At 34.6% G+C, this 24284-nt stretch carries 20 protein-coding genes and 1 pseudogene; 14 read left to right on the top strand and 7 right to left on the bottom strand.

The window, feature by feature from the left end:
* Positions 1-20 precede the first annotated feature (20 nt).
* Positions 21-620: a sugar O-acetyltransferase gene (locus tag BTA34_RS07725; protein WP_151435151.1), complete on the top strand. Its 600-nt coding sequence runs from the start codon at positions 21-23 to the stop codon at positions 618-620.
* A gap of 54 nt (positions 621-674) precedes the next feature.
* Here BTA34_RS07725 and BTA34_RS07720 read toward each other — a convergent pair whose 3' ends face one another.
* Together BTA34_RS07720 and BTA34_RS07715 are read right to left on the bottom strand one after the other, a co-directional pair.
* A complete protein-coding gene (locus tag BTA34_RS07720; protein ID WP_151435150.1) occupies positions 675-1442 on the bottom strand; it encodes a GNAT family N-acetyltransferase in 768 nt (255 codons plus the stop codon).
* Positions 1443-1522: 80 nt separating this feature from the next.
* On the bottom strand, positions 1523-1843 hold the full coding sequence (locus tag BTA34_RS07715; RefSeq protein WP_151435149.1) for a hypothetical protein: 321 nt from the start codon (positions 1841-1843) through the stop codon (positions 1523-1525).
* A 400-nt stretch (positions 1844-2243) separates the two neighbouring features.
* Between BTA34_RS07715 and leuE the strand changes: the two genes are divergently transcribed.
* Entirely contained in the window at positions 2244-2891 is a 648-nt protein-coding gene (gene leuE, locus BTA34_RS07710; RefSeq protein WP_151435148.1) for a leucine efflux protein LeuE, read from the top strand.
* Between the two features lie 77 nt (positions 2892-2968).
* Here leuE and BTA34_RS07705 read toward each other — a convergent pair whose 3' ends face one another.
* Positions 2969-3991 (bottom strand): methyltransferase, encoded by a 1023-nt coding sequence (locus BTA34_RS07705; protein WP_265576301.1) that lies wholly within the window; start codon positions 3989-3991, stop codon positions 2969-2971.
* Between the two features lie 285 nt (positions 3992-4276).
* Between BTA34_RS07705 and BTA34_RS07700 the strand changes: the two genes are divergently transcribed.
* From BTA34_RS07700 to yqfB, 3 genes are all read left to right on the top strand, one after another.
* The gene (locus tag BTA34_RS07700) at positions 4277-4885 is read left to right on the top strand and encodes a DNA-3-methyladenine glycosylase family protein (protein WP_151435147.1); all 609 of its coding nucleotides are present in this window, start codon (positions 4277-4279) and stop codon (positions 4883-4885) included.
* Positions 4886-4962: 77 nt separating this feature from the next.
* Entirely contained in the window at positions 4963-5811 is an 849-nt protein-coding gene (ada, locus tag BTA34_RS07695) for a bifunctional DNA-binding transcriptional regulator/O6-methylguanine-DNA methyltransferase Ada (RefSeq protein WP_151435146.1), read from the top strand.
* A gap of 61 nt (positions 5812-5872) precedes the next feature.
* Positions 5873-6193, top strand: coding sequence for a N(4)-acetylcytidine aminohydrolase (yqfB, locus tag BTA34_RS07690; protein ID WP_151435145.1), 321 nt, complete (start codon positions 5873-5875; stop codon positions 6191-6193).
* A gap of 59 nt (positions 6194-6252) precedes the next feature.
* On the opposite strand, the gene BTA34_RS07685 is transcribed toward yqfB, so the two are convergent.
* A complete protein-coding gene (locus tag BTA34_RS07685) occupies positions 6253-8001 on the bottom strand; it encodes an ABC-F family ATP-binding cassette domain-containing protein (protein ID WP_151435144.1) in 1749 nt (582 codons plus the stop codon).
* Between the two features lie 463 nt (positions 8002-8464).
* On the opposite strand from BTA34_RS07685, the gene ddlA reads away from it, so the two are divergent.
* A complete protein-coding gene (gene ddlA, locus BTA34_RS07680) occupies positions 8465-9565 on the top strand; it encodes a D-alanine--D-alanine ligase (protein ID WP_151435143.1) in 1101 nt (366 codons plus the stop codon).
* A 216-nt stretch (positions 9566-9781) separates the two neighbouring features.
* On the opposite strand, the gene BTA34_RS07675 is transcribed toward ddlA, so the two are convergent.
* Positions 9782-10657, bottom strand: a complete 876-nt coding sequence (locus BTA34_RS07675; RefSeq protein WP_265576300.1) for a DMT family transporter — start codon at positions 10655-10657, stop codon at positions 9782-9784.
* A gap of 181 nt (positions 10658-10838) precedes the next feature.
* On the opposite strand from BTA34_RS07675, the gene BTA34_RS07670 reads away from it, so the two are divergent.
* From BTA34_RS07670 to BTA34_RS07650, 5 genes are all read left to right on the top strand, one after another.
* On the top strand, positions 10839-12173 hold the full coding sequence (locus tag BTA34_RS07670) for a PLP-dependent aminotransferase family protein (protein ID WP_151435141.1): 1335 nt from the start codon (positions 10839-10841) through the stop codon (positions 12171-12173).
* Positions 12174-12928: 755 nt separating this feature from the next.
* Positions 12929-13306 (top strand): lysozyme inhibitor LprI family protein, encoded by a 378-nt coding sequence (locus tag BTA34_RS07665; protein ID WP_151435140.1) that lies wholly within the window; start codon positions 12929-12931, stop codon positions 13304-13306.
* A gap of 205 nt (positions 13307-13511) precedes the next feature.
* Positions 13512-14045, top strand: a complete 534-nt coding sequence (locus tag BTA34_RS07660) for a carbapenem self-resistance protein CarG family protein (RefSeq protein ID WP_151435139.1) — start codon at positions 13512-13514, stop codon at positions 14043-14045.
* A 217-nt stretch (positions 14046-14262) separates the two neighbouring features.
* Positions 14263-15063, top strand: coding sequence for a MetQ/NlpA family lipoprotein (locus BTA34_RS07655; protein ID WP_151435138.1), 801 nt, complete (start codon positions 14263-14265; stop codon positions 15061-15063).
* Between the two features lie 283 nt (positions 15064-15346).
* Positions 15347-16630, top strand: coding sequence for a cystathionine gamma-synthase family protein (locus BTA34_RS07650; protein ID WP_151435137.1), 1284 nt, complete (start codon positions 15347-15349; stop codon positions 16628-16630).
* A gap of 64 nt (positions 16631-16694) precedes the next feature.
* Here BTA34_RS07650 and BTA34_RS07645 read toward each other — a convergent pair whose 3' ends face one another.
* The gene (locus tag BTA34_RS07645; RefSeq protein WP_151435136.1) at positions 16695-17252 is read right to left on the bottom strand and encodes a GNAT family N-acetyltransferase; all 558 of its coding nucleotides are present in this window, start codon (positions 17250-17252) and stop codon (positions 16695-16697) included.
* Between the two features lie 222 nt (positions 17253-17474).
* On the opposite strand from BTA34_RS07645, the gene BTA34_RS07640 reads away from it, so the two are divergent.
* The 3 genes and pseudogenes from BTA34_RS07640 to nifJ all read left to right on the top strand — a co-directional run bounded on the left by BTA34_RS07640 (position 17475) and on the right by nifJ (position 22713).
* Positions 17475-18320 (top strand): helix-turn-helix domain-containing protein, encoded by an 846-nt coding sequence (locus BTA34_RS07640; RefSeq protein WP_151435135.1) that lies wholly within the window; start codon positions 17475-17477, stop codon positions 18318-18320.
* 132 nt (positions 18321-18452) lie between these two features.
* Positions 18453-18989 carry a metallophosphoesterase gene (locus BTA34_RS07635; RefSeq protein ID WP_151435134.1) on the top strand — a complete coding sequence of 179 codons (537 nt, stop codon included), beginning with the start codon at positions 18453-18455 and terminating at the stop codon, positions 18987-18989.
* A gap of 212 nt (positions 18990-19201) precedes the next feature.
* A pseudogene (nifJ, locus tag BTA34_RS07630) lies at positions 19202-22713 on the top strand (pyruvate:ferredoxin (flavodoxin) oxidoreductase).
* 92 nt (positions 22714-22805) lie between these two features.
* Here the strand turns inward: nifJ and ydeE are convergent.
* Positions 22806-23993, bottom strand: coding sequence for an efflux MFS transporter YdeE (gene ydeE / locus BTA34_RS07625; protein WP_151435133.1), 1188 nt, complete (start codon positions 23991-23993; stop codon positions 22806-22808).
* Positions 23994-24284: the final 291 nt, after the last annotated feature.

Below are 24284 nucleotides of genomic sequence, written 5' to 3'. Positions count from 1 at the left end.
TTAAAATTCGGAGCATCACAATGACAGAATACAAAAAAATGGTATCAGGTCATCTTTATCATGCCAGTAAAGATGATAGTTTAGAGCCACTTAGAGTAAAAGCGCGTGAAATTATTTATGATTTTAATATGACGCGTCCTTCTGACGTTGAAAAGAGAAAGACATATTTAAAACAGCTTTTAGGAAAAACAGGCAATAATTTTACTATAGAGCCGCCATTTCATTGTGACTATGGTCAGTTAATTGAAATTGGTGAAGCATTTTACGCTAATTTTAATTTAACTATCTTAGATTGCGCCCCTGTGAAAATTGGACACAATGTGATGTGTGCGCCAAATGTCAGCATTTTAACTGCAACTCATCCGATTGATCCTGAAATACGTAACAGTGAATTCGAATATGCATTACCGATTACTATCGGTAATTCGGTGTGGTTAGGTGCGGGGTGTATTATTTTACCTGGTGTGACTATTGGTGATAATTGCGTTATAGGTGCGGGCAGTGTAGTAACAAAATCTATTCCGGCTAATTGCGTTGCTGTTGGAAATCCTTGTCGTGTGATAAGACAAATTAGCGATAAAGATAAACAAAACGCTGAAAAAAGACTTAGTCTTTATTAATATTTAAAAAAATAGGCTCTACAAACATGATGGAGCCTATTCATAAAACTGCTTTTATTCTTTAATAAAACTGAGGTAGTTAAAGAGCGATTTAAAACCAAACTTACGGTATAACGCTAAACCATCTGCTGAAGCATCTAAGAAGCAACGTTCAACGCCTTGTTCACGGCAAAACTCTAAAACATGCTTAATCAAATGTGTTGCATAACCATTACCTTGATAGGCAATATCTGTCCCAATATCATCAAAACGCGCTAATTTATCGTGTATTGTTAACGTTAATGAAGAGACTGGCTGACCATCAACTAATAACGCGTAATGGAAAATAGCTGCGCCATTATCTAATGCTTTTTGGTGATAACGAATATATTCATTAACAATCGTATCATCACTATCATCTCCCACAGGAAACGCCGTTTTTAATGGATGCGCCCACTGTTCAAGGTTGTGATTGGTTAAAATAATATCGCAAGGATTATTTCTGTAAGATGGGAATACCGCGTCAGATAATGTTAAATACATTGCGGTTGTCATGCCATCACCGGTATAACCTGCATTTTTTATTATTTCTTCAAATTCAGGCAATAATGACTCTGGTAATACCAAAATATGATTTTTTTTCTGCGAAGTGAAAAGGGTACTGGCTTGCTGGAATGAACTTTCTGTTGCGCCTTGGCGCAAATAAATAAAGTTAAAAATGGCAGCATCCATTGGTGTCATAAAGCAGTGAGTATGATCACCAATACGAATATTATTTTCACAAATTTCTGACCAAAAGGCTTTTTCTACTATTTTAAATTCTTTATACAGTTGTGCATCCATAATGGTTCTCTAGCTGAATCGTGGTACGCAATAAGGCGTTAATAGAGGTTCCGCTTTTCGTAAACAAGCTCTTGTGCAACTCATTCACATAATAAAGATGACGATGTCACACCAACAGTAACCCATTTTATTATTAGTTTACCTGTTTGCGTAAAATTATCATAAAAAGTCGCTTGTGCATGATATGCAATTCGCTCAGGGTGATGTTCATCACTATTATCAATGTAATCTTCAGTTGCAATAATCTCATTTTGAGCAAAATGGCGTAACTCCATCTCTGGTGTGGAGATAAATGCAAAATAACGGTAAAAACAACCTAGAATAATGGTTTTGGTAAATATAATCTTTTTTATTCTCTCTCTTTTCGTGCTAATTAACGCACCTGATATCAATAAAAACACTTATTTTTCATAAGATTAATCAGTAAGAATATTTTAATGTTAAAAATAAAATATCGCTCAAGATCACAAAAAGAATAATGAACCATAACACAAAACAAACAATAGGATATTACATCTAAATTTAAACTACAATGTAGTTTATAACTCCAACTAAATGACTTTAATTAGATGCTAAATCTGTATAAATTTTAATTTCAGCATCATACTATAACTAGAATTCAAACTGGTTTTTAAATCTAAAATTGATAACAAAAAAAGGCTTACAAACTGCTTTTCACATTCAAAAGCAGAGTAATTAACTTATCTTTATCTATTATAAAGATTATTGTTTTACAAAAAAATTATTGTGGATATGATAGCTCACATATTCAGCATGTTATTTTTTTAAAAAAGGCGTCGTATGTTAGAAAGTATCGGTATTTCAAATATTTGGACATACCTTTTAGGCGTTATTTTTATTACTTTAGTACCAGGTCCAAACTCGATTTTCGTCCTTACTTCCAGTGCGAAGCATGGCGTAAAAGGGGGGTATAAAGCCGCTCTTGGTGTTTTCACGGGTGATGCATTATTAATCTTTTTGGCATTTTTGGGGGTTGCTTCATTAGTCAAGACTTCACCCGTCTTCTTTATTGTCATTAAATACGCGGGTGCACTTTACTTAACCTATTTAGGGTTAAAAACGTTATATGCAACGTTCCAAAAGAAAAAAGAGACGCCAGAACAAGTGTCTGAAGTCGTAGTAAAAGCAAAAGATGGTCTTTATGTTAAGGCGTTATTTTTAAGTATGCTTAACCCTAAAATGATCATTTTCTATGTTTCTTTCTTTATTCAGTTTATCGATCCTAAGTATGAAAGTGCAGGTGTCCCATTCTTTGTATTAGGTGCGATTTTAGAAACATGCAGTATGCTTTATTTATCAGTTCTTATATTTGGCGGTGTTGCTATTACTAATAAAGTAAAACATAACAAACGGTTAGCTTCATTATCAAATAGTTGTATTGGCGCAGTGTTCTTACTTTTTGGTGCCAAACTAGCGTTAACCGCATAAAAATATACTTTTAGTTAAAAAGGTCACTGTAAAGTGACCTTTTTTTGATCTCAATAATTTATTAGAGAAAAATTTTATTATTTAATAACTACTTCTAATATTGAATTATATGTCTCTGTTTTAATAAATTTATTGATTTTTAAATCTGCTTTATCTAATAATTCAATGAACTCTTCTTCAGTACGTTCACCCGATTCATGAAATGCACTCATACAAATCAAATCCATACATTTAGCGACATCAGGTATATTCTTTTTAAAAATAATAGGTTCAATAATAAGTACTTTTGAATCTTCCTTCATTACTTTACGTAAATTTTTAAAAATTTTTATAACGCTGTCATTATTCCAATTATGAATTATATATTTAATTAGATAAATATCTGATTCTGGATAATCTTCAAATAAATCACCAGGAATTAATTTCCAACGACTATCATCACCTAATTCAACTAGCTTCGTTCTTTCTAATACATGCTGGTGATCAAACAACTGTCCTTTTAAAGTAGGATTTTCTTTTAAGACTTCTAATAATAATCCACCTAATCCTCCAGCAATATCTGTCACTATTTTATTATCTGGGAATTTATAATGCTTAATTATAAAATAATTTTCTATTTTTGAAAGCGAGTTCATACCTGCTTGAAAATCATGATCATCTCTTACATTATCTTGCCAATATTGATAAAAAGACATGCCATATAAGTTTTCAAAAGCGGGGTTACCCTGAACTGATTCAACAACATTACCTACTGGGCGCCATAACGTTTCATTTGTTAACATTAATACGGCATCACGCAAGCTATATTGATGATCACTTAATAAAAAGTACCCAGCAGGAGCAAGAGAATAGCGAGATCCTTCTGATTCAGAGAATATGCCTTCAGAAGCTAACATTCTTAATATTCTATTTAGAACAACAGGTATTGAGTTTGTTTTTTCGGCCAGTTCATTAATATTCTTAGAACCTTCTTTTAATAAATCTGCGATATTTAATTTAGCAGCAACTCTTAATGCGGCAGGAATAGTAAAGCTTATGGCTTTCTTCATTATTGCCAGCGCATCAGCTTTGTTTTGTAAATTGAGTGTATAATTTTTCATATTAAATCCTGAAATTACAGAATAACCAAGAATTAACCTAAGTAAAAATTTAAAAAATCTAATAAAGTATAGGTGGTAATTTAAATTTTATATTTTTATCACTTTTAATATAAAATTATAGTTTTCAAATGTAATGATATTTTTATTGAATAACTTCTGCTAAATATTATCTTTGTTTGCCTATGATAGACGGTGTAAAACTCAAAAAAGCAAGAAATGGAGTGCGTAGTACACTTATTTTCACGTTATACTGACACAAATATTCTATTTAAATTAAGTTAACTTATGCACTTTAAGTATGGCGAAACAGAGATAAATACATTAAAAAAACGCGATAAGCGCTTAGCTAAACTCATTGAAAGAATAGGAGAAATTAAGCGCCCCTTAACACCGGATCTATTTACAGCATTAGTTAAAAACATTATTGAACAACAAATTTCGGTTTCTGCTGCCATAACCGTTAACCAGCGATTACTCAATTTATGTGACGGTATTTACACACCAGAACATATCGCCAAATTATCAGAACAAGAGATACAACAGTGTGGAATGACTATGCGCAAAGCTAGTTATATTATCGGTATTGCTGATGCCGTTATTTCAGAAAGATTAGATCTAAATAAAATTCCTGAGATGACAGATAAAGAGGTTATCGATACGTTAATTCAACTAAAAGGTATCGGGGTTTGGACTGCAGAAATGCTATTAATTTCTTCGCTTAATCGGCCAGATATTTTAAGTTGGGGAGACTTAGCTATTCAACGCGGAATTATGCGTCTTTATCGCCATAAAACGCTAGATAAAGCACGCTTCGAACGTTACCGAAAACGTTATTCACCCTATGGTTCCACGGCATCGCTGTATCTATGGGCATTATCTAAAGAACCAGAGTGATTGAGCAATAAACGGAGTTCTTTATTTATTATGTTTGCCAATAATAGCCATAATTCCGTATTTAAAGGACGACCATAATGGAAAATAAACATAATCAACTTATTGAGCGAGCCTGTCGTTTTATTGAAAAAAATAACGGTGACGTATCTCTTGCCAGTATTGCAGAGCATGTTATGGCAAGCCCATATCATTTCCATCGTCTCTTTAAATCAACGATGGGGATCACGCCAAAAGATTATGCCAATGCTTATCGTCAAAAATTAATAAAAAAAGCATTAGCTCAAGATGGCAGTATTACAGATGCGATTTATCAATCAGGCTTCAATGCTAATAGCCGTTTCTATGAAAATGCAACTGCTATATTAGGAATGACGCCAACAAATTGGCGTACAGGTGGTAAGAATATTGCTATCTTTTTTGCTATCGCTCAGTGCTCTTTGGGAAGTATCCTTGTGGCGCAAAGTGAAAAGGGGATTTGTGCCATTATGTTAGGAGATGATGCAGAGCTGTTATTAGAAGATTTGCAAAAACAATTCCCTTTGGCCGAATTAATCGGTGCCAATGAAGAATTTGAGCAAATCATTGCACAAGTCATCGGTTTTATTGAATTACCCAAACAACCCTTATCTTTACCTCTTGATATCCAAGGTACTGTGTTTCAGCAAAAAGTTTGGCAGGCATTATTAGATATTCCTTTTGGTAGCACGATGACTTACCAAGAAATTGCCGACAAAATTGGAGCGCCTAAGGCATATCGCGCAGTCGCAAATGCCTGTGCCGCCAATAAGCTAGCAGTTGCCATTCCATGCCATCGAGTTATTCGACAAAATGGTGAATTATCCGGTTATCGTTGGGGGATTGAGCGTAAAGCTAAGTTGCTTCAGAGAGAAGCTTTAAATAATACCGCTGTGGGCAAAAAAGAATAAAAAGTAGTTGTTGCATGATAAGATAATCAGCAATTTATCAATAAATTTATGAGTCAATATTATGTCAGCAATACCAACAGAAATTACTTTTTTTGAGCGTTTAATCCCTTCCATTCTTGAAGAAAAAAAAGTGATTACGATCCGAGATGAAAGTGAAAGTAATTACAAACCGGGAAGCATTGTTGAATTATTTGCTAATGAACATCGTACTCATTATGGAAAATTGAAAATCATCGCGGTATCGCCTTTACGTTATGATGATATCAATGAATATCACGCACAACAGGAAGGTATGACACTTCCGGTATTAAAAGCGCTTATCAACGATATTTATCCGACAACGAAATCTTTATATCTTATTGAATATCAATTATTAAAATAAGAATAAATAAAAAAGGATCACATTGTGATCCTTTTAATTTAAACAAAATCTTATCTATCTTATATCAATTTAAGTGCTTGCTTTAGCTGGTTAATCTCTAACTTCCATTGCGCTTGTAAAGCAGGTTTTTGATGGTTAGTTTTACGTGCTAAATCAGCTTCTAATTTCTCTTCTAACTCAATTAACTTAAAGAGTTTTTCATCATCATCGTGATGTGAAACTAATGGAGCCGATGAGGTATTCTGCAAATTATTGAGTTTATCCACTCGCGGAGTTTCTGACATTTCCTCTTCAGAGATAAGCTGATAAATCACTTCAATATCATGATGTTCCGTTAAAATGCCATTATGAATATACCAAAAACGATTACAACTATTTTCAATTAATTCTCTATCATGGCTAACTAATAAAACACCACCAGGAAATTGGTTAATTTGTTCAGCTAATGCCTTTTTGCCTTCCATATCGATATGATTTGTAGGCTCGTCCAACATTAATAAAGAGTAGTTTGCTAAACTCAGACCAACAAACAATAAACGCGCGCGTTCACCACCACTTAATGTACTCACTTTCTGCCCGTGGCGCGTATAAACAAAGCCAGCATTAATAAGTGCCATTTTTCTCTGTTCATCCGTTAATGGTGCAAAAGGTTTTAATGCATCAGAAAGGGTATCATTATCAACTAATTGAGCAATTTTTTGATCGTAATAACCCAATTCAACGCGGGGATGCAGCTTTATTGCATTTTGTTCACTTATATCAACTAAACTCAGTGACCAAATCATCTTTAATAATGATGATTTACCTGTTCCATTAGCTCCAATTATTGCTACTCGATCACCACTTTTTATACGCTGATTTTCAACAGTATATAAAACGGGTGTATTTTCAGCAGGAATAACAGCAAGTTGATTTAATTCGCAAAGCCTATCCGCACGTAATGTCGTACCAGAAAACTGCAATACCCACTGATTTCCAGATGTCACGTCGGTTTGCTCATCTTTTAAACGAACAATATGTTTTTCCATCTGTTTGGCTTTACGAGATAAACTCTCGTTATCATAAACGTGCCCCCATATTGCGAGTTGCTTCGCACTTTGAGCTATTCTATCTATCTCTTTTTGTTGTGCATCATAGCGATGTTGCGCACTGATATCTTGCTCTTCTTGTGCAACTCGAGCTTGAGAGCAGGGTAATCGAAAGATAGATAGCGATTTATCACGAATAATCCATGTACAATTCGTTACGTTGTCTAATAACGTATTATCATGTGAAACCAGAATGAAGCTACCACGCCACTGTTTTAAAAATGTTTCCAACCATAAAATGGTGGGTAAATCGAGGTGGTTGCTTGGTTCATCAAGTAATAATAAATCAGGCTCCGTAATTAACGCTCTCGCTAATAATAAACGAGTGTGTTGACCACCACTTAATTGCGAGACAAGCAGATCTTTTTCGTGAAGTTTAAATCCCATTTCACTTAGCAATAACTCAGCTCGCCAGCCTTCAGATAATCTGTATTCTTTAGGTAATTTATGAAGTACAGCATCCATTAAAGTCATTGACTGTAAATCAGTGGGTAAGTGTTGTTCTATATATGCCATAACCGTTTGATTAGCGACGGAAATAACACCCGAACTTGGTGATAATTGATGTGAAAGTAATTTTAATAAAGTACTTTTCCCACAACCGTTATAACCAATTAAACCAATCTTCTCACCTTTAATCAGTGCTAAAGAAATATCGTTTAATAATAAACCGTGATTATTATGGAAAGACAGATTTTGTGTAGATAATAATGTGCTCATAGCTTACTCATTTTTAGGCGTAACAACGCCTTGGGCAATATCAAGCGATAACCCTGTAAGCTGAGGAGAGGTAATAGTTAACGTCGCTCAGGCAGGTTAACGCAGTAAATTACTGTGAAAGCCTGAGCTGTGGCGATTACCAAAGAAGTGTGAGTATTCAATAAGATCACACAAAAACATAATTAGCCTCCTTCTCTAAGTTTAAACGTTAATCGGTAGCGTGATTCTATCAAGATAGCGTTATTACATACAATCTTATAGAAGAGATAAAAGGTGTCATTTTGTGTGTTATCGTTATGGAAACTCTATAACTTAAAATAGTGATGTTTTAACACGCAAAATCATAGAATTTCATCATTTTATCGTAATTTTTCGCAGATAAGAACTATCTACCTACATTGGGGGTTTTTATCATGATATATTGCTACCTATTCGCTATAGCTGTCCTATAAAAGGTTAGAAAATGAGTAAATTAAGAGTCGCTATTATTTTTGGTGGTAAATCCACAGAACATCAAGTTTCATTACAGTCAGCAAAAAATATTATTAATGAATTAGATCGAACGAAATTCGACCTTTGCTTAATCGGTATTAATGAACAAGGTCAGTGGCATGAATATTCAGAAACTGACTACTTACTAAATAGCGATAATCCTAAAACTATTTCATTAAGCAAACCTTTAAGAGCGGTTGCTATTATTCCTGGTAGTGTAAAAAACCAATTTATTTCACTTGAAGATGGTCAGGCATTACCTCAAATTGATGTTGTATTCCCAATTGTCCATGGTGCGTACGGTGAAGATGGAACACTTCAAGGCTTATTACACATGATTGATATGCCTTATGTAGGGCCAAATATCATGAGTTCAGCAGCTTGCATGGACAAAGATATTACTAAACGCCTACTTGATGGTGCAGGTTTAGCGGTTGCCCCATTTATTACTATTATGGCGCATCAAATTAATGACATTCCTTACAACGAAATGGTTCGCCAATTAGGGCTTCCTTTATTTATAAAGCCAGCAAACCTAGGTTCTTCTGTAGGAATTAGCAAAGTTAATAATGAAGAAGAATTCAGTGCAGCATTAGAAATGGCTTTTGAATACGATCTTAAAGTGATTGTTGAAAGTGCTATTGTAGGTCGTGAAATAGAGTGTGCTGTTTTAGGTAATGAAGATCCTGAAGTTAGTCCTTGTGGTGAAATCGTATTAAACGATGCTTTCTATGCCTATAACACAAAATATATTGATGAAGACGGTGCTAAAGTTATTGTCCCAGCGGTAATGGATGAAAATACAAGTTTGCATATTCGCCAAGTTGCATTAAAAGCATACCGTGTGCTTAATTGCTTAGGTATGGCTCGTGTAGATGTGTTCTTAACGCAAGATAATCGTGTTGTGATTAACGAAATAAATACACTACCTGGTTTTACCAATATTAGTATGTATCCAAAATTATGGCAGAGTGCAGGTTTAGGCTATCAATCATTAATTACTAAATTAATTGAGTTAGCACTAGATCATCATAGAAAAACGGCTATTTTAAAAACCAAGTGTGAAATTTAATTGATGTATAAAAAGTGAGAGCTTGATAAAAATCACACACATTGATCATTTTGCTTTAACGTTATTACGTTTAAAGAAGGGCGCAAAGCACTCACTTTTGGTTCTCAAGAAACAAAACACGCTAAATAACCCTATTTAGCGTGTTTTATAGTTTTAAAAAGATAATTTTTAAAATATAGTTTTTAAAAATATAGTTTTTAAAAAGCAAGCTTTTAATTAAGCATATTTTCTGGAGCCAGCAACACAAAAAATAACACCAATGGTGACTAATAACATCAATAAATTGACAGATTCATGAAGCAATACAGCAGCAAAGCCTAACCCAAAGAATGGTTGCAATAATTGAAGTTGTCCTACTGCCGCGATCCCACCTTGCGATAATCCTTTGTACCAAAATATAAAACCAATCAACATACTAAAAAGTGAGACATAGCCTAAGCCTACCCATGCCGAAATACTAATTGTAGCGAGATCTTCAGGCATAAGAATAACGCTAAGAATTAGCATTGGAGGTAAAGATACAATCAATGCCCAGCAGATAACCTGCCATCCGCCTAATGCTCTCGTTAAAGTCGCTCCTTCGGCATAACCTAAACCACAAACAATGACTGACGCTATCATTAATAAATCTGCGCTGAACGATGATGCTCCGCCTTGAGAAATAGCATAGCCCATCACCAATAAACTACCAATAATAGAGAAAAACCAAAAAATAGGGTGAGGCTTTTCGCCACCCCGTATTACCGCAAAAATTGCCGTAGATAACGGTAATAAAGCTAAAAAAACAAGGGAGTGTGCTGAGGTTATTTCTTGTAGCGCAATCGCCGTTAATAATGGAAAACCGACAACAACACCTAATGAGACAACCGTTAATGAAATCCACTGTTTAAAGGTAGGTAGTTTTTCTTTATATAACAGCAACATTGCTAAAGATAATAGCCCTGCAATTGTTGCTCTTGCCGCGGTTAAAAATAAGGGATCAAAACCTAATACAGCCGCTTTTGTTGCGGGTAAAGATCCACTAAAAATCAACATACCTATAAATCCATTTATCCAGCCATTTTTCCGCTCTTTTTGCTTCATTTGTTGCATACGATTTTCCATTTTTATTATGATAAATTTCAATAAAAAACAATTAATTACAATTTTCGCAATAGCAACAGATATATAAAAATCTATTTATATAAAACTTGTATCTACGATGTAACTTGCTGAATTCCATCTTATGGAACACAATTATGACAATCAAATAATTGTCATGGATACAATGTCTATGGTTCAGCCCCGTTATAAGTCTTTAGTTGATAAATTAGCGAGCGAAATACGTATAGGTAAATTATTACCCGGTACGCGTTTACCCACACATCGACATTTAGCCGCAGAGCATAAAATGTCTCTTGCAACAGCAAGCCGTGTCTATGCTGAATTAGAAAGTATGGGCTTAATCATTGGTGAAACAGGGAGAGGAACTTTTGTTCGTGAATTATCACTTCCGCCAAATCATGGAATAGAAAATCCTGCGGCAGCAGATATGTTGGATCTTAATTTCAATTATCCCTCATTGCCTATTCAAGCTGAATTATTACGTACCGAGCTAAAAAGATTATCGACATCAGGCGAAATTGAATCATTACTTCGCTATCAGCCACATAGCGGCAAACTACACGATAAAATCGTGATTTCTCAATATCTTAAAAGTAAAGAAATCACCGTTGAACCTGAAAATATTATTATTACTAACGGCGCACAACAAGGTATCGCGATTACATTATTAAGCGCTTTAAAACCGGGAGATGTTGTAGCGGTAGATGCATTAAGTTATCCCGGATTTAAATTGGCAGCACTTGCTCATCATTTGGAAATATTACCCATTCCCATAACACCTACAGGAACAGATTTAGATAAACTGGAAGAGCTATGCAAAAAAAGGGCAATACGCGCACTGTATTGTATTCCCACACTTCATAATCCAATGGGCTGGGTATTAACATTAAAACAGCGACAACAATTAATTACTTTGGCAAGACAATATCATTTTATGATCATTGAAGACGCGACTTATGCTTTTCTAGTTAACAAAGCACCACCTTCAATTGTTACCTTAGCGCCAGATATTACATTTTATATTTCGGGATTTTCTAAAAATGTCGCTTCTGGATTAAGAGTGGGTTTTATTGTTGCTCCGACAAACTCTATTTCATCGTTAGAGCGTTCAATGAGAGTAACTACATGGAATACACCGGCACTAATGACTTCCATTGTCTGCCAATGGGTGAAAGACGGGGTTGTTGATAAATTAGAACGTTTATTACGCAAAGATGCACAGCAGCGACAGAAAATAGTGAGTGAGATATTTGAAGGGCTTTCTTATATTCATCATCCAACTTCTTATTTTTTATGGATACCTTTACCTGAAGAAGTTAGAGCCGATAAAATTGTTGCTTCATTACATCAATTACAAATATCTGTTGCAACCGCGGAACCTTATGCCACAACGCCCAATATTCCTCATGCAATTCGTATTGCACTAGCTTCAATTGATATTAATTTATTGCGTGATGCATTAATAAAAATCAGAGAAATTATTGAGTATCAAATTGATTTATAATGTTTTTACACTTTAACGTCTAAAGAGCAACGCTCATTTAGGCGTTATCTACAGTATTGCTCTAATTAGATGAAATTAATGTTCCAGATAAAGTGTCTGTTTTATAAGCAAAACTAATCGGTGTTATCGTAGATGCATGCTCATTCAATTCAAAATCAGAATACTGACCACCACGAATGATTATCACAAAAATAAGAGTGACAAGCCCTAAACAAAACTAAATTGATTTGAAATATTTTTTCATATCTTGAAAAATCCACCATGGGCACATGGACCTGTGAGTATTATAAATTAAACAGGTTAGTCTAATTAATTAAAGTGATTTTATTAAATCTTGCTTAAGTAGGCGCTGACAAAACAAGTTTCTTGTTAAAGTAAGATTGATTAGATATTTCAATAAAAGTGACTCAATACAAAAAAACAAACAATAGAATATGACTACTATTTTACTTATTTTTTTACAAATGGTATTTATTGTTAAAGAAAAAAGATATTGAGTTATCACTTTTTTAAATTTGTATTAAATAGATATTTTCTCTAAACTAAATATTAGCATAATTGCTCAGAATTAAATATTTTCATCTAAATTGGATTGTTTAAAATAGAGTGTTTTTGTATTGTCCTCACGTAATTGTCATCTAGGAAATTTTGCTAAAATGATAAATAGCTTACTTTGTTTTTATCTTTAAATTAAGTAGTAAAGGAATAAAGTAAATATCTTTAGCGATATTTTTAATCAAAAAAAGGACTGTGTGATGAAAAAACTTATCCTATTCGGTGCAATATCTGGCGGTATACTATTTTGGTCTATACATTTACAAGCAGATAATTTTGATTGTCGAAATGCAGCAACCCAGACTGAAATTAATCAATGTGCATATCAAGATTTTCAACAAAAGGATGAAGAGCTTAACCATATTTATCAACAATATTACACCAAATTAGATGGTGGTCGAAAAGCTCAGCTTAAACAAGCCCAATTGGTTTGGATTAATTTTAGAGACCTCTCTTGCCAATATGAAGCTGACTATTATCAAGGTGGAAGTTTGGCACCAATGGTATATAGCAGTTGCTTAAAAGATAAAACGAAAGAAAGAATTAGCGACCTTAAAAATTATATTGCTCTATATTAAAGATAAATTTTAAATCTAAAAAATATAATCACTAAAAATACATTCTTTTTATAATAGTCAAATAAGTATAGTGGTTGCCATGAAAATAATTTATATATGATATAAATGTAAATTTTGTATTGTTTTGAAACATAAAACCCCTTGACTAATTACTGTTACAAAGTAGTCTGATGCGCAAGTAATAAGCAACAAAGAAGTGAATAAAATGGGTAATATATTAAAACTTGGGCTAGGATTACTTTTTTTATCGTTACCATTTGTTTCAACAGCAACTGATATTCAACTCGAATATGGAGTAAATCTTATCGATTTTAATGGTGATGGTGTTCCTGATGTCGTCGTTAAATCTAGACGAGCATTAAATGATTCAACCTTTGTTGATCTGGTAACTGTTTATATCAAAGGAAGTGATCAAAAAGCTTATATTGTTCCATCCATATATGCTAATGCGTTGAGCCTTTTCAACAATAAGATTAAAGGTACAGATATCACTATCTCTGATTTCAAATTTATTGATAAAAAAAACCACGTTGTATTGTTAAGCGCCGAAAAAGTAGGAAACAACCTACAAAAAACTACGCCAATCCGCTTTTCAAGTTATTCTATTTTAGAGCATAAAAAAGATGATGAAATTCAGTTTAAATGGCGATTTAATAGCTATTGTGTAACTGAATCATTTTATCTTAGTGTAGAAGATGCGTATTCTGATAATTGTATAGACAAAATCATTAATGAATAAATCTACAATTAAATAACAAACACATCATATTATGATGTGTCCTTTTTTTGTTTTATAAAACAATGTATTGTGGAAATATAAATAATATTCCTTTCTTTATCTGCATTAGGTACTTGTATCATTTCTTGTTCCTTGTTATTAATCTACTGTTAGGATATTTCTTAATCAAAATGATTTTTATGGCGCTGTTTTATCAAAGTCTGTTTAAGAGGGAGATATGAAGGAAATTATTACAGGTTTACTTCTAGCCTCAATATCACTATTTACTGTATCTTGTTCACAAGAAGATACACATAAAGTAAAAGTGGCAATTAATACAGGGCCTGATCAAGTGATTTGGGATGAAGTAATTCGTTTAGCGAAATTAACTGAAGGGTTAGATGTTGAGGTTGTTGCTTTCAATGATTATGTTCAGCCTAATAAGGCATTGAGCGATAAAGAAGTTGATGCGAATGCGTTTCAATCAATTCCTTATCTTCAAGCTCAAATAAAAGAGCATGGCTACCAATTTCATATTGCCAGCAAAACATATATCTTTCCTTTAGCCGCGTATTCTAAAAAAATTAGCGATATAAATGAATTAAAACCTGGTGATGTCGTTGCAATCTCAAATGAAGTTAGCATGAAAGGGCGCGCACTTTTATTACTAGCAGAAAATAATCTCATTACTCTTAATGATAATGTTGGTTTCACGCCAACAGTAGATGACATTATCTATAACCCAAAAGAAATCACTTTTGTTGAAGTAGACTCACCTAAGCTTACTGAAGCATTAAATGATCCCAATATCACAATGGTTATAATCAACAATAATTTTTCCTCTCAAGTAGGGCTTATTGCAACTCGTGATGGATTAATCTTAGAAAATAAGAATTCACCTTATGCTAATGTTATTGTAACGCGTGAAGATAACAAAAATGATGAGAATATAAAAAAATTAGTCTCAGTTCTGCATTCAAGGCAAATCGAGTTAAAATTCAAGGAAATGTATAAAGGTGATGCGGTAAGAGCTTGGTAACGTCCCTTAACTTAAAGGTAAAAAGAAACACGCATTCTTTTTATCTTTAAGTTTATCCTACTGTTTTTTCCTTCTTTTTAACTAGAATAATCAACTTTTATTTAGTCAAATAACCTTGATTAAATACCACTCAACGAATAGAACCTTTTATTTAGCGTTATATTTATGCTTAAACTCGATATGTTTATATAACTGCTGGTTTTTATTCTATATAAAACATTCTAACAACATGAATTTTTTTCAGTATGATAAAGATCCTTCATTAAACATAAGAAATAAAAAAATGACTGACACTCAATTGAAAAAACAATATATCGGCGAGCATAAACTATCACCAGAAACACTAATGATGAGTTATGGCTATGATCCATTACTCTCTGAAGGCTCCGTTAAACCACCTGTATTTTTAACATCTACCTTTATTTTTAAAAGTGCAGAAGAGGGTAAAGCTTTTTTTGATACCGTAAGTGGTCGAAAACCTTTACCAGAAGGTGAAAAGGCAGGTTTAGTTTATTCTCGCTTTAATCAACCTAATAGTGAAATTGTTGAAGATAGACTGGCTGTTTATGAAAATACACAATCTTGTGTATTATTTTCATCAGGAATGTCCGCAATTACCACAACATTAATGGCATTAACACAGCCCGGTGATGTTATTTTACATTCACAGCCGCTTTATGGTGGAACAGAGACGTTAATTGCCAAAACACTTGCTAAATTTGGTATCCAAGCCACACCATTTACTGATGGGCTAAACCTTTCACTTATTCAAGAACAAGCAGATAAAGCCAGTCAAAAAGGGCGCGTATCCGTTATTTTTGCAGAAACTCCTGCAAACCCGACTAATTCATTAGTTGATATTGGAGCATTAAAGAACGTTGCGGACCAATTAGAAAAAGCGCAAGGCTATCGTCCTATTATTGTCTGTGATAACACATTACTTGGCCCTGTATATCAGCATCCGATAGAACAAGGTGCTGATGTCTCAGTCTATTCTTTAACTAAATATGTTGGTGGACATTCAGATTTAGTCGCCGGTGCTGCAATGGGATCTCGTGAACTTATAAATCAAATCAGATTATTAAGAGGGGCAATAGGGACACAATTAGATCCTCATTCTTGCTGGATGCTAGGTCGTTCTTTAGAAACGTTACAAATTAGAATGGAAAAAGCCAATCAGAATGCATTATTAGTTGCAGAATTTCTGCGTGAACACGAAAAAGTAAAAGCAATTCATTATTTACCTTTTGCCGATAAAAATTCTGTTGAAGCTCAGGTTTTTGCTAAACAATGTACAGGTGCAGGATCAACTTTCTCATTTGATATTGTGGGTGGCGAAAGTGAAGCTTTCCGTTTTCTTAATGCAATGAAAATTTTTAAACTTGCAGTAAGTCTGGGTGGAACGGAATCTCTAGCTTGTCATCCTGGTTCAACAACGCATTCGGGTGTACCAATAACATTACGACATAGCATTGGCATTCAAGACACAACTATTCGTTTATCTATTGGAATAGAAAATCCACAAGATTTAATTGCTGATTTATCCCAAGCATTAGCAAGTGCTTAATTAAATTGCCTTGTTAATATTAAAAACACCAGATAATGTGAATTTCACAATCTGGTGTTTTGTTTTAATAGATCTGTTTTTGGATCTCAACCCATTGCTCTTTAGTTAAGCGACAAATATTTTCAACTTTCACTTCATCTAAAAATTCTGCGTATTGTTCTTCAATAACGTGATGAAATTTAAATCCACATTTTTCTTGTGCCTTTTGTGACTTCTCATTATCAGCGAAATAGCCACACCATAAATTATCTAATTCCAGTGTTTCGAAGCTATGCCGACTGATTTCTTTTACGGCTTCTGGTATTAAACCGTTCCCCCAAAATGGCACACCAATCCAATAAGAAACTTCAGCATCATTATCCCCAATCGGGAAATTACTCTCATTTGCGAAAGATAATCCAACCAAGCCGATGGCAAAATCATCATCAATTAACGTAACGGCATAAACTTCATCACGCATAAATATAATGCGAATAATTTCGGCACTTTCTTCAACGTTTTTATGTACTGGCCAACCTGCAATGGGACCAATGCGTTCATCTTTTGCATATTGATACAAACTTGATGCATCAGAAAGTTTCCATGGGCGTAGTATAAGTCTCTCTGTTTTTAATGTTTTCATTTCAATAACTTCTCTTAATTTTTAAATGTTCTGCAAATTATCTTACGGCTTTAAGATGCGTGTATTCTAAAGAAAACAACTAAAAAACCGAATGTCATAAAAGAGGTAAAACCGGTACTTTTAACAACTGAATGAGAGGGAATACTTGTTATTACGTTCAATATCGTCAAATATAAAAACATAAAGTTGGTTAAGTCAGGAGCAAAAAGAGGTAATGGATTTATGCTGAACCAAGTATTGTCACAACTTAATACTTCACCGCAACATGCCATTATAGGTGAAAGTAATATGATGAATGAAATAGGTTATCCCTTACCATTATCCTATATCGTCGTCATGATTTGCTTAGAAGGGAGGGCGGTAATCAATATTAGTTTTCAAAAACAGGTGATCAAAGCGAATGATATTCTTATTTTAGGCGATGATATGATGGCCGTTTTGAGTCAAAAATCAGCGAATTTTCGCTTATTCTATTGTTTTCTCGATAAATCTTTTGCTTCAGAAATTGCTTATTCTCTTTCTAATACTTTATTTGCTTTTCTCCATGACAATCCTATTTGTCACCCACATAAAGAACAATATGAAGCCTTAAATAGATGGATTCAACAACTAACACATATAGATAACAGTTATTCTGAACACAGAAAATTAATGTTAAAAAACCACTTACAAAATCTCTTTTTTGCTATTACTGAATCAATACCCGCTCATTTCTCTATCGCCAAAAAAGAATTTACTCGTAAAGAAAAGCTCTGTTGGCAGTTTTGGGAATTGATTGGCAAGCATTGTTTAACACATAGAGAGGTGGCTTTTTATGCAAATCAGCTTAACATTACATCGTTCTATTTATCTCAAATAACAAAGCAATTCTTTAATGATGCGCCTAAGACTTTGATTAACCGTCAAGTCATCCTTGAAATAAAGGCATTATTAATGCACACTTCGCTGTCGGTAAATGAATTATCAGTGAAGCTCCATTTTGAAGATCCCTCTTATTTATGCCGATACTTTAAAAGAGAAACGGGTAATTCTTTATCTGGTTACCGTAAACAACACCAACGACAATAAAACTGATGATATGGTATTTATTGTTTTATTTTTAATTAAAGGAGGCAATTATGTTGAAAAAATATCACTATACAGACCGAGGGAAAATATTTTCTTTAGGTTAAGATTTTTATTACTTATTAAGAAATTACTATGATTTACTTTACTTCTGATACACATTTTTGCCATTCAAATATCCTCAATCTTTGTGGTCGTCCATTCAATAGTGTTAGCCATATGAATGATACTTTAATTCATAATTGGAACGCTTACGTCTCCGATAATGATGAAATCTACATTTTAGGTGATTTTCTTTATCGAGGAACAGGGCGAGATGCCAATCAAATCTTGCGCCGATTAAAAGGTAAAAAGTACCTTATCCGTGGAAATCATGACAAGTTTCTAGACGATCCGGAATTTGATGCATCTGCATTTGAATGGGTAAAAGATTACTTTGAATTGGATTATAAAAAACGAAAAATTGTGATGTTTCATTATCCTATATTGGAATGGGCTGGTTTTTTCCGTGATTCAATTCATTTATATGGTCATGTACACAATTCACAAAAAGATCCGGCTCAACGTAAACGTTTAGATGTTTTAGGAAAAAATGCAATTAATGTCGGTGTTGATGTCAACGATTTTTTCCCTATTAGCATTGAAACCATACTAAAAAAAACATCGAAATAATCTTATAAAGATATAACTATTATTTAATTCATTGTTAAATAACAAATTTATTTATTTGCCAATGTTGACTAAAATCATCTTATTGGCAAATAAATCACTCTTGAGCCACAAATACGATAATTCCTTGTAATTAATTTCTGCTAATTTCAAAAGCATAAGAAAAAAGATCAACAACAAAGGTAATTATTGTGAGCCATAAACTGCCTCCTTATATCACAACAGATGCTAACCAAGCTGTTGCTTCTATCGCTTATCGCTTAAATGAAGTTATTGCTATTTATCCCATAACACCTAGCTCTACGATGGCGGAATATGCTGATCGTTGGGCCGTTGCTCACCAGCCCAATCTTTGGGGGATATACCTCGATTAATGGAAATGCAATCCGAAGGCGGTGCGATAGCAACAGTTCATGGTGCATTACAAACAGGTGCGTTAGCCACCACATTTACCTCATCTCAGGGATTATTATTAATGATCCCATCACTTTATAAAATAGCAGGGGAATTAACGCCTTTTGTATTACATGTCGCTGCACGCACTGTCGCAACACATGCATTGTCTATTTTTGGTGATCATTCGGATGTAATGGCAATACGACAAACGGGCTGTGCGTTACTTTGTGCCAATAGTGTGCAAGAAGCGCAAGACTTTGCGGTGATTGCGCAGATAGCAACACTCAATAGCCGTATTCCATTTGTTCATTTTTTTGATGGATTTAGAACATCACATGAAATGAATAAAATAATGTCCATTTCTGATGATGAACTCAAACAGCTTATTCCATACTCTGCGATTGAAGCTCATCGCCAACGTGCATTATCGCCAGAATCGCCTGTAATAAGAGGAACTTCCGCTAATCCTGATACTTATTTTCAAGCTAGAGAAGCCTCAAATCCTTGGTATAACAGTGGTTATCAACATGTTGAAGAGGCAATGAATTTGTTTGCCAAAGTGACTGGGCGTACTTATCAGCCATTTGAATACTATGGACATCCTCAAGCAACACGAATTATTGTTCTAATGGGTTCAGCCGCGGGTCCTTGTAAAGAAGTTATTGATATGCTCAATGCGCGAGGCGAGAAACTCGGCTTACTTTGCGTACATCTTTATCGCCCATTTTCGGCGCGCCATTTTCTTGATGCTATTCCAAATTCAGTTGAGTCTATTGCTGTTCTTGATAGAACTAAAGAGCCTGGCGCACAGGCTGAACCTCTCTATCTTGATGTTATTACGGCATTTGCCGAAGCCTATCATCAAGGTGAACGTGAAATATTGCCTCTGACTATTTCTGGTCGTTATGGGTTATCTTCAAAAGAATTCGATCCAGATTGTGTTATGGCTGTGTTTAAAGAATTACAGCAATCTAAACCTAAACGTCGGTTCACTGTTGGTATCTATGATGATGTAACACATTTATCAATTATGCCTATAGATGCCAAATTACCTGAACATCATAAACTTAGCGCACTCTTTTATGGATTAGGTAGTGATGGTTCTGTTTCTGCGACTAAGAATAATATTAATATTATTGGTAACAACACACCGTTATATGCCCAAGGCTATTTTGTTTATGACTCAAAAAAAGCAGGTGGATTAACTGTTTCTCATTTAAGGATCAGTCAAACGCCGATTAACTCAACTTACCTCATTAAACAGGCTGATTTTATTGGTTGTCACCAATGGCAGTTTATTGATAAATACCAAATTGTTGAGAAATTAAAAGTAGGGGGCACACTTCTATTAAATACCCCTTATGCAGCGACAACCGTTTGGGCTAAATTACCGCAAGAAGTTCAAGCGTTACTTATTGAAAAAGAAGCGCGCATCTATGTTATTAATGCTTATAAGATTGCGCGTGAATGCCAATTAGGCGCACGAATTAATACCATAATGCAAACAGCATTTTTCCACTTAACATCTCTTTTCCCTGCCGAAAAAATAAATGATTATCTGCATCAGACAATTATTAAAAGTTATCAAAATAAAGGCGAAGCATTGGTTAATGCGAACTTAATGGCGATTTCACAAACATTGTCTGCATTAGAGCGCATTCCTGTGGGAGCTGTATTAACCGAAAGCCCTTATAAATCCCCGATTGTTGCTGATAATGCACCTGATTTTGTCAAAACAGTCACAGCCATGATGATAGCAGGGCTTGGTGATAGTTTACCTGTTTCGGCATTTCCACCTGATGGCACATGGCCAACTGGCACAACACAATGGGAAAAACGTAATATTGCTGAATTTATTCCTGTCTGGAAACCGTCATTATGTACACAGTGCAATTATTGCGTTGCCGCTTGTCCTCATGCTGCCATTCGCGCAAAAGTGACCAAGCCTAGCCTGTTAGAAAATGCGCCAACGACCCTTGAAAAACTGCCTGTAAAATCTCGTGAAATGAAAGGGTTAGACTATATTCTACAAGTTGCACCTGAAGATTGTACTGGCTGTAACTTATGCTATGAAGTTTGCCCAGCCAAAGACAGACAAGATCCAAACATCAGGGCGATCAATATGATTGAAAAGCTTGGTGTATTAGAACAGGAAAAACAAAACTTCAATTTCTTCAATCAATTACCTGATTTACATCCTTCTGAATTAGAAAAAATAGATATCAGAACATCACAATTAATTACGCCACTATTTGAATATTCAGGTGCATGTTCTGGCTGTGGTGAAACCGCCTATATTAAATTGTTAACTCAGCTTTATGGCGATGAATTATTAATTGCAAATGCCACAGGGTGTTCATCTATTTACGGCGGTAATCTCCCAACTACACCCTATACCACAAATAGAGAAGGTAGAGGTCCCGCTTGGGCTAACGCCTTGTTTGAAGACAATGCCGAATTTGGTTTAGGTTTTCGTCTCACTTTAGATCAACATAAAAAACGTGTTGAGCGCTTATTAAATCGATTTGCAACAGAAATACCCGCTTCGCTTTATCAAACGTTGACTGATACGAACAATTCTAATCAGGATAAACGCAATGGAATTAATGAGCTATCCACCTTATTAGGTCACAGTAGTGATCCACTAGCCAAAGAGTTACTCCATGATGCGCACTATTTAATGCAAAAGTCTGTATGGATGGTTGGCGGTGACGGTTGGGCTTATGATATTGGTTTTGGCGGGCTTGATCATGTATTGAGTAGCGGTGAAAACGTTAATGTACTGGTGTTAGATACACAATGTTATTCCAATACGGGTGGGCAACAATCTAAAGCAACCCCAATGGGGGCTATTACTAAATTTGGTGAGAATGGAAAAAACAAAGCTCGCAAAGATTTGGGTATCACCATGATGATGTATGGCAACATTTATGTTGCTCAAATCGCTATTGGCGCTCAAATGAACCAAACTATTAAAGCCATTCAAGAAGCGGAAGCCTATCAAGGACCTTCACTGATTATTGCTTATAGCCCTTGTGAAGAGCATGGTTATGACTTGGCCTTTAGCTATGAACAAATGAAGCAACTGACTGCATCAGGTTTCTGGCCTCTCTATCGATTTGATCCTCGCCGTGAACAAGAGGGTAAAAATTCGCTAATGTTAGATTCCAGAGTCACTAACCAAGTCGCTTCTGTGGTGTTAAATAAAGAGCAACGTTTTAATCGGCTATTTAAAATCTATCCTGATAAAGCAATGGTTTTAGCGGATCAAGCACAACGTAATATTGAGAAGAAATATGCTTTACTTAGTCTATTGGCAGAGAAAGCATAAAGTCAAAGACTGAATAAACTATAAATCCCGCTCGACTAAAAATCATAACCCCCTGTTTTACAGGGGTTATGATTTTATTAATACCCAATATATTAAACAGATATCATTTTATTTCGGCTAGCATTCATACCTTGGATCATACAAAACCAAGCCAATGCAGAAACGACCATTAAAATAGTGAATAGAGAGGCTGGTGGAAATGCAGTTAAAATAAAACCACTAACAAGTGGATTAAGCGCAGCGCCTAACCAACCGAGTGACTGTGCCGAGAAATAACTGGCTTTCATTCCTAACGGGGCAATATTATCAATCATCATATACTCACCAGGCGCATAAATTAATTCACCAAAGGTAAATACCGCGATAGCTAATGCCCAAAAGATTAAATTATCACCAGCAAATATAAAACCAAGTAAGCCCAGCATAAAAAATAACGTACCCAGTGTCATTAATTTACGAAGTCTTTCGGCTGTAACATGCTTACCGACAATATATTGTAGAGAGACAACAATGGCCGCGTTTACAGGTAATACAACCGCAATAACAGACTCTGCTAATTTTGCATCGTACACCACTAAAATATATTGCGAAATACACGATGCAAAAGAGCCAAATGTTAATGTTCCGAAAAAAGTTGAGAGCACAAACCAACTCAACGCTCTGTCTTTTAGCATTATTTTCGGGTCCCATTTCACACTATTTTCTTCATCTGTATTCACCATTTTTGAGCGTTGAACAAAAACTTGGATCATAAATAGTGGCAATGTTGCAGAAATAGCCGCAAGCCAGAAAGGTAATTGTGTCCCATACATTAATAATAAGGTGCCGATAGGAGGACCCACCGTCCATCCCATATTGATAAAGGTATAGTTTAAAGAGAATATTTTAGGCTTTGCTGAAACCGATAAGGTTTCAGAAAAATACGCTTTTAATACGGTTGAAAACACTAAATAAGAGCAGTTAATTACAGAGAAAAAGATAACGACTAAAATAGTGCTATGGACAAGAGGGATTGCGGCAAATCCGAAAATAAACGTTAGAATTGCCAATATCATATAACGCTTTTTCTCAAATTTATCAGCAAGCATACCAAAACCAAGGCTGAAAAAAATTCCCGTTGTTAATGCAATAGACATGGCAATACCGATATCATCGACGGGTAATTGATACTCTCGTGACAAATAGATTGCCATAAACGGTAATGTTGCACCTCTTCCGATGGTAAGAAGAAGTGATGAAAATAGCAGAGCAGTTGTTGAGCGTGTTTTTTTTGAGAACATATTATCTTTATTCTAATTATTTGTATTTTATGGGGTATTTTATTATTCGTGCGGTTTTTTACGGGTGAAAAAAGAACAAATTCGCACTGTATATTAATACATGACTTAGTAATTACTGTATAGCGTAAAATTAGAAAAAAAGCTCTTTTTGATCTTGTTTTTTTCCTTGCTGATCTTGTAGTAATGTTTAATTATCCCATTTTTGATAATAGTGTTTATCAAATTCCTCTCTATCAACACATTGTTATTTTTTCTAAACTGAATCAATCACTGTTTTATTTACTGCATTAA

The sequence above is a fragment of the Proteus sp. CD3 genome, from assembly GCF_008808075.1.
GTDB classification, from domain to species: Bacteria; Pseudomonadota; Gammaproteobacteria; order Enterobacterales; family Enterobacteriaceae; genus Proteus; species Proteus appendicitidis.
Note: the sequence above shows the minus strand (reverse complement) of the source record. Positions and strands in the feature narration are given on the sequence as shown.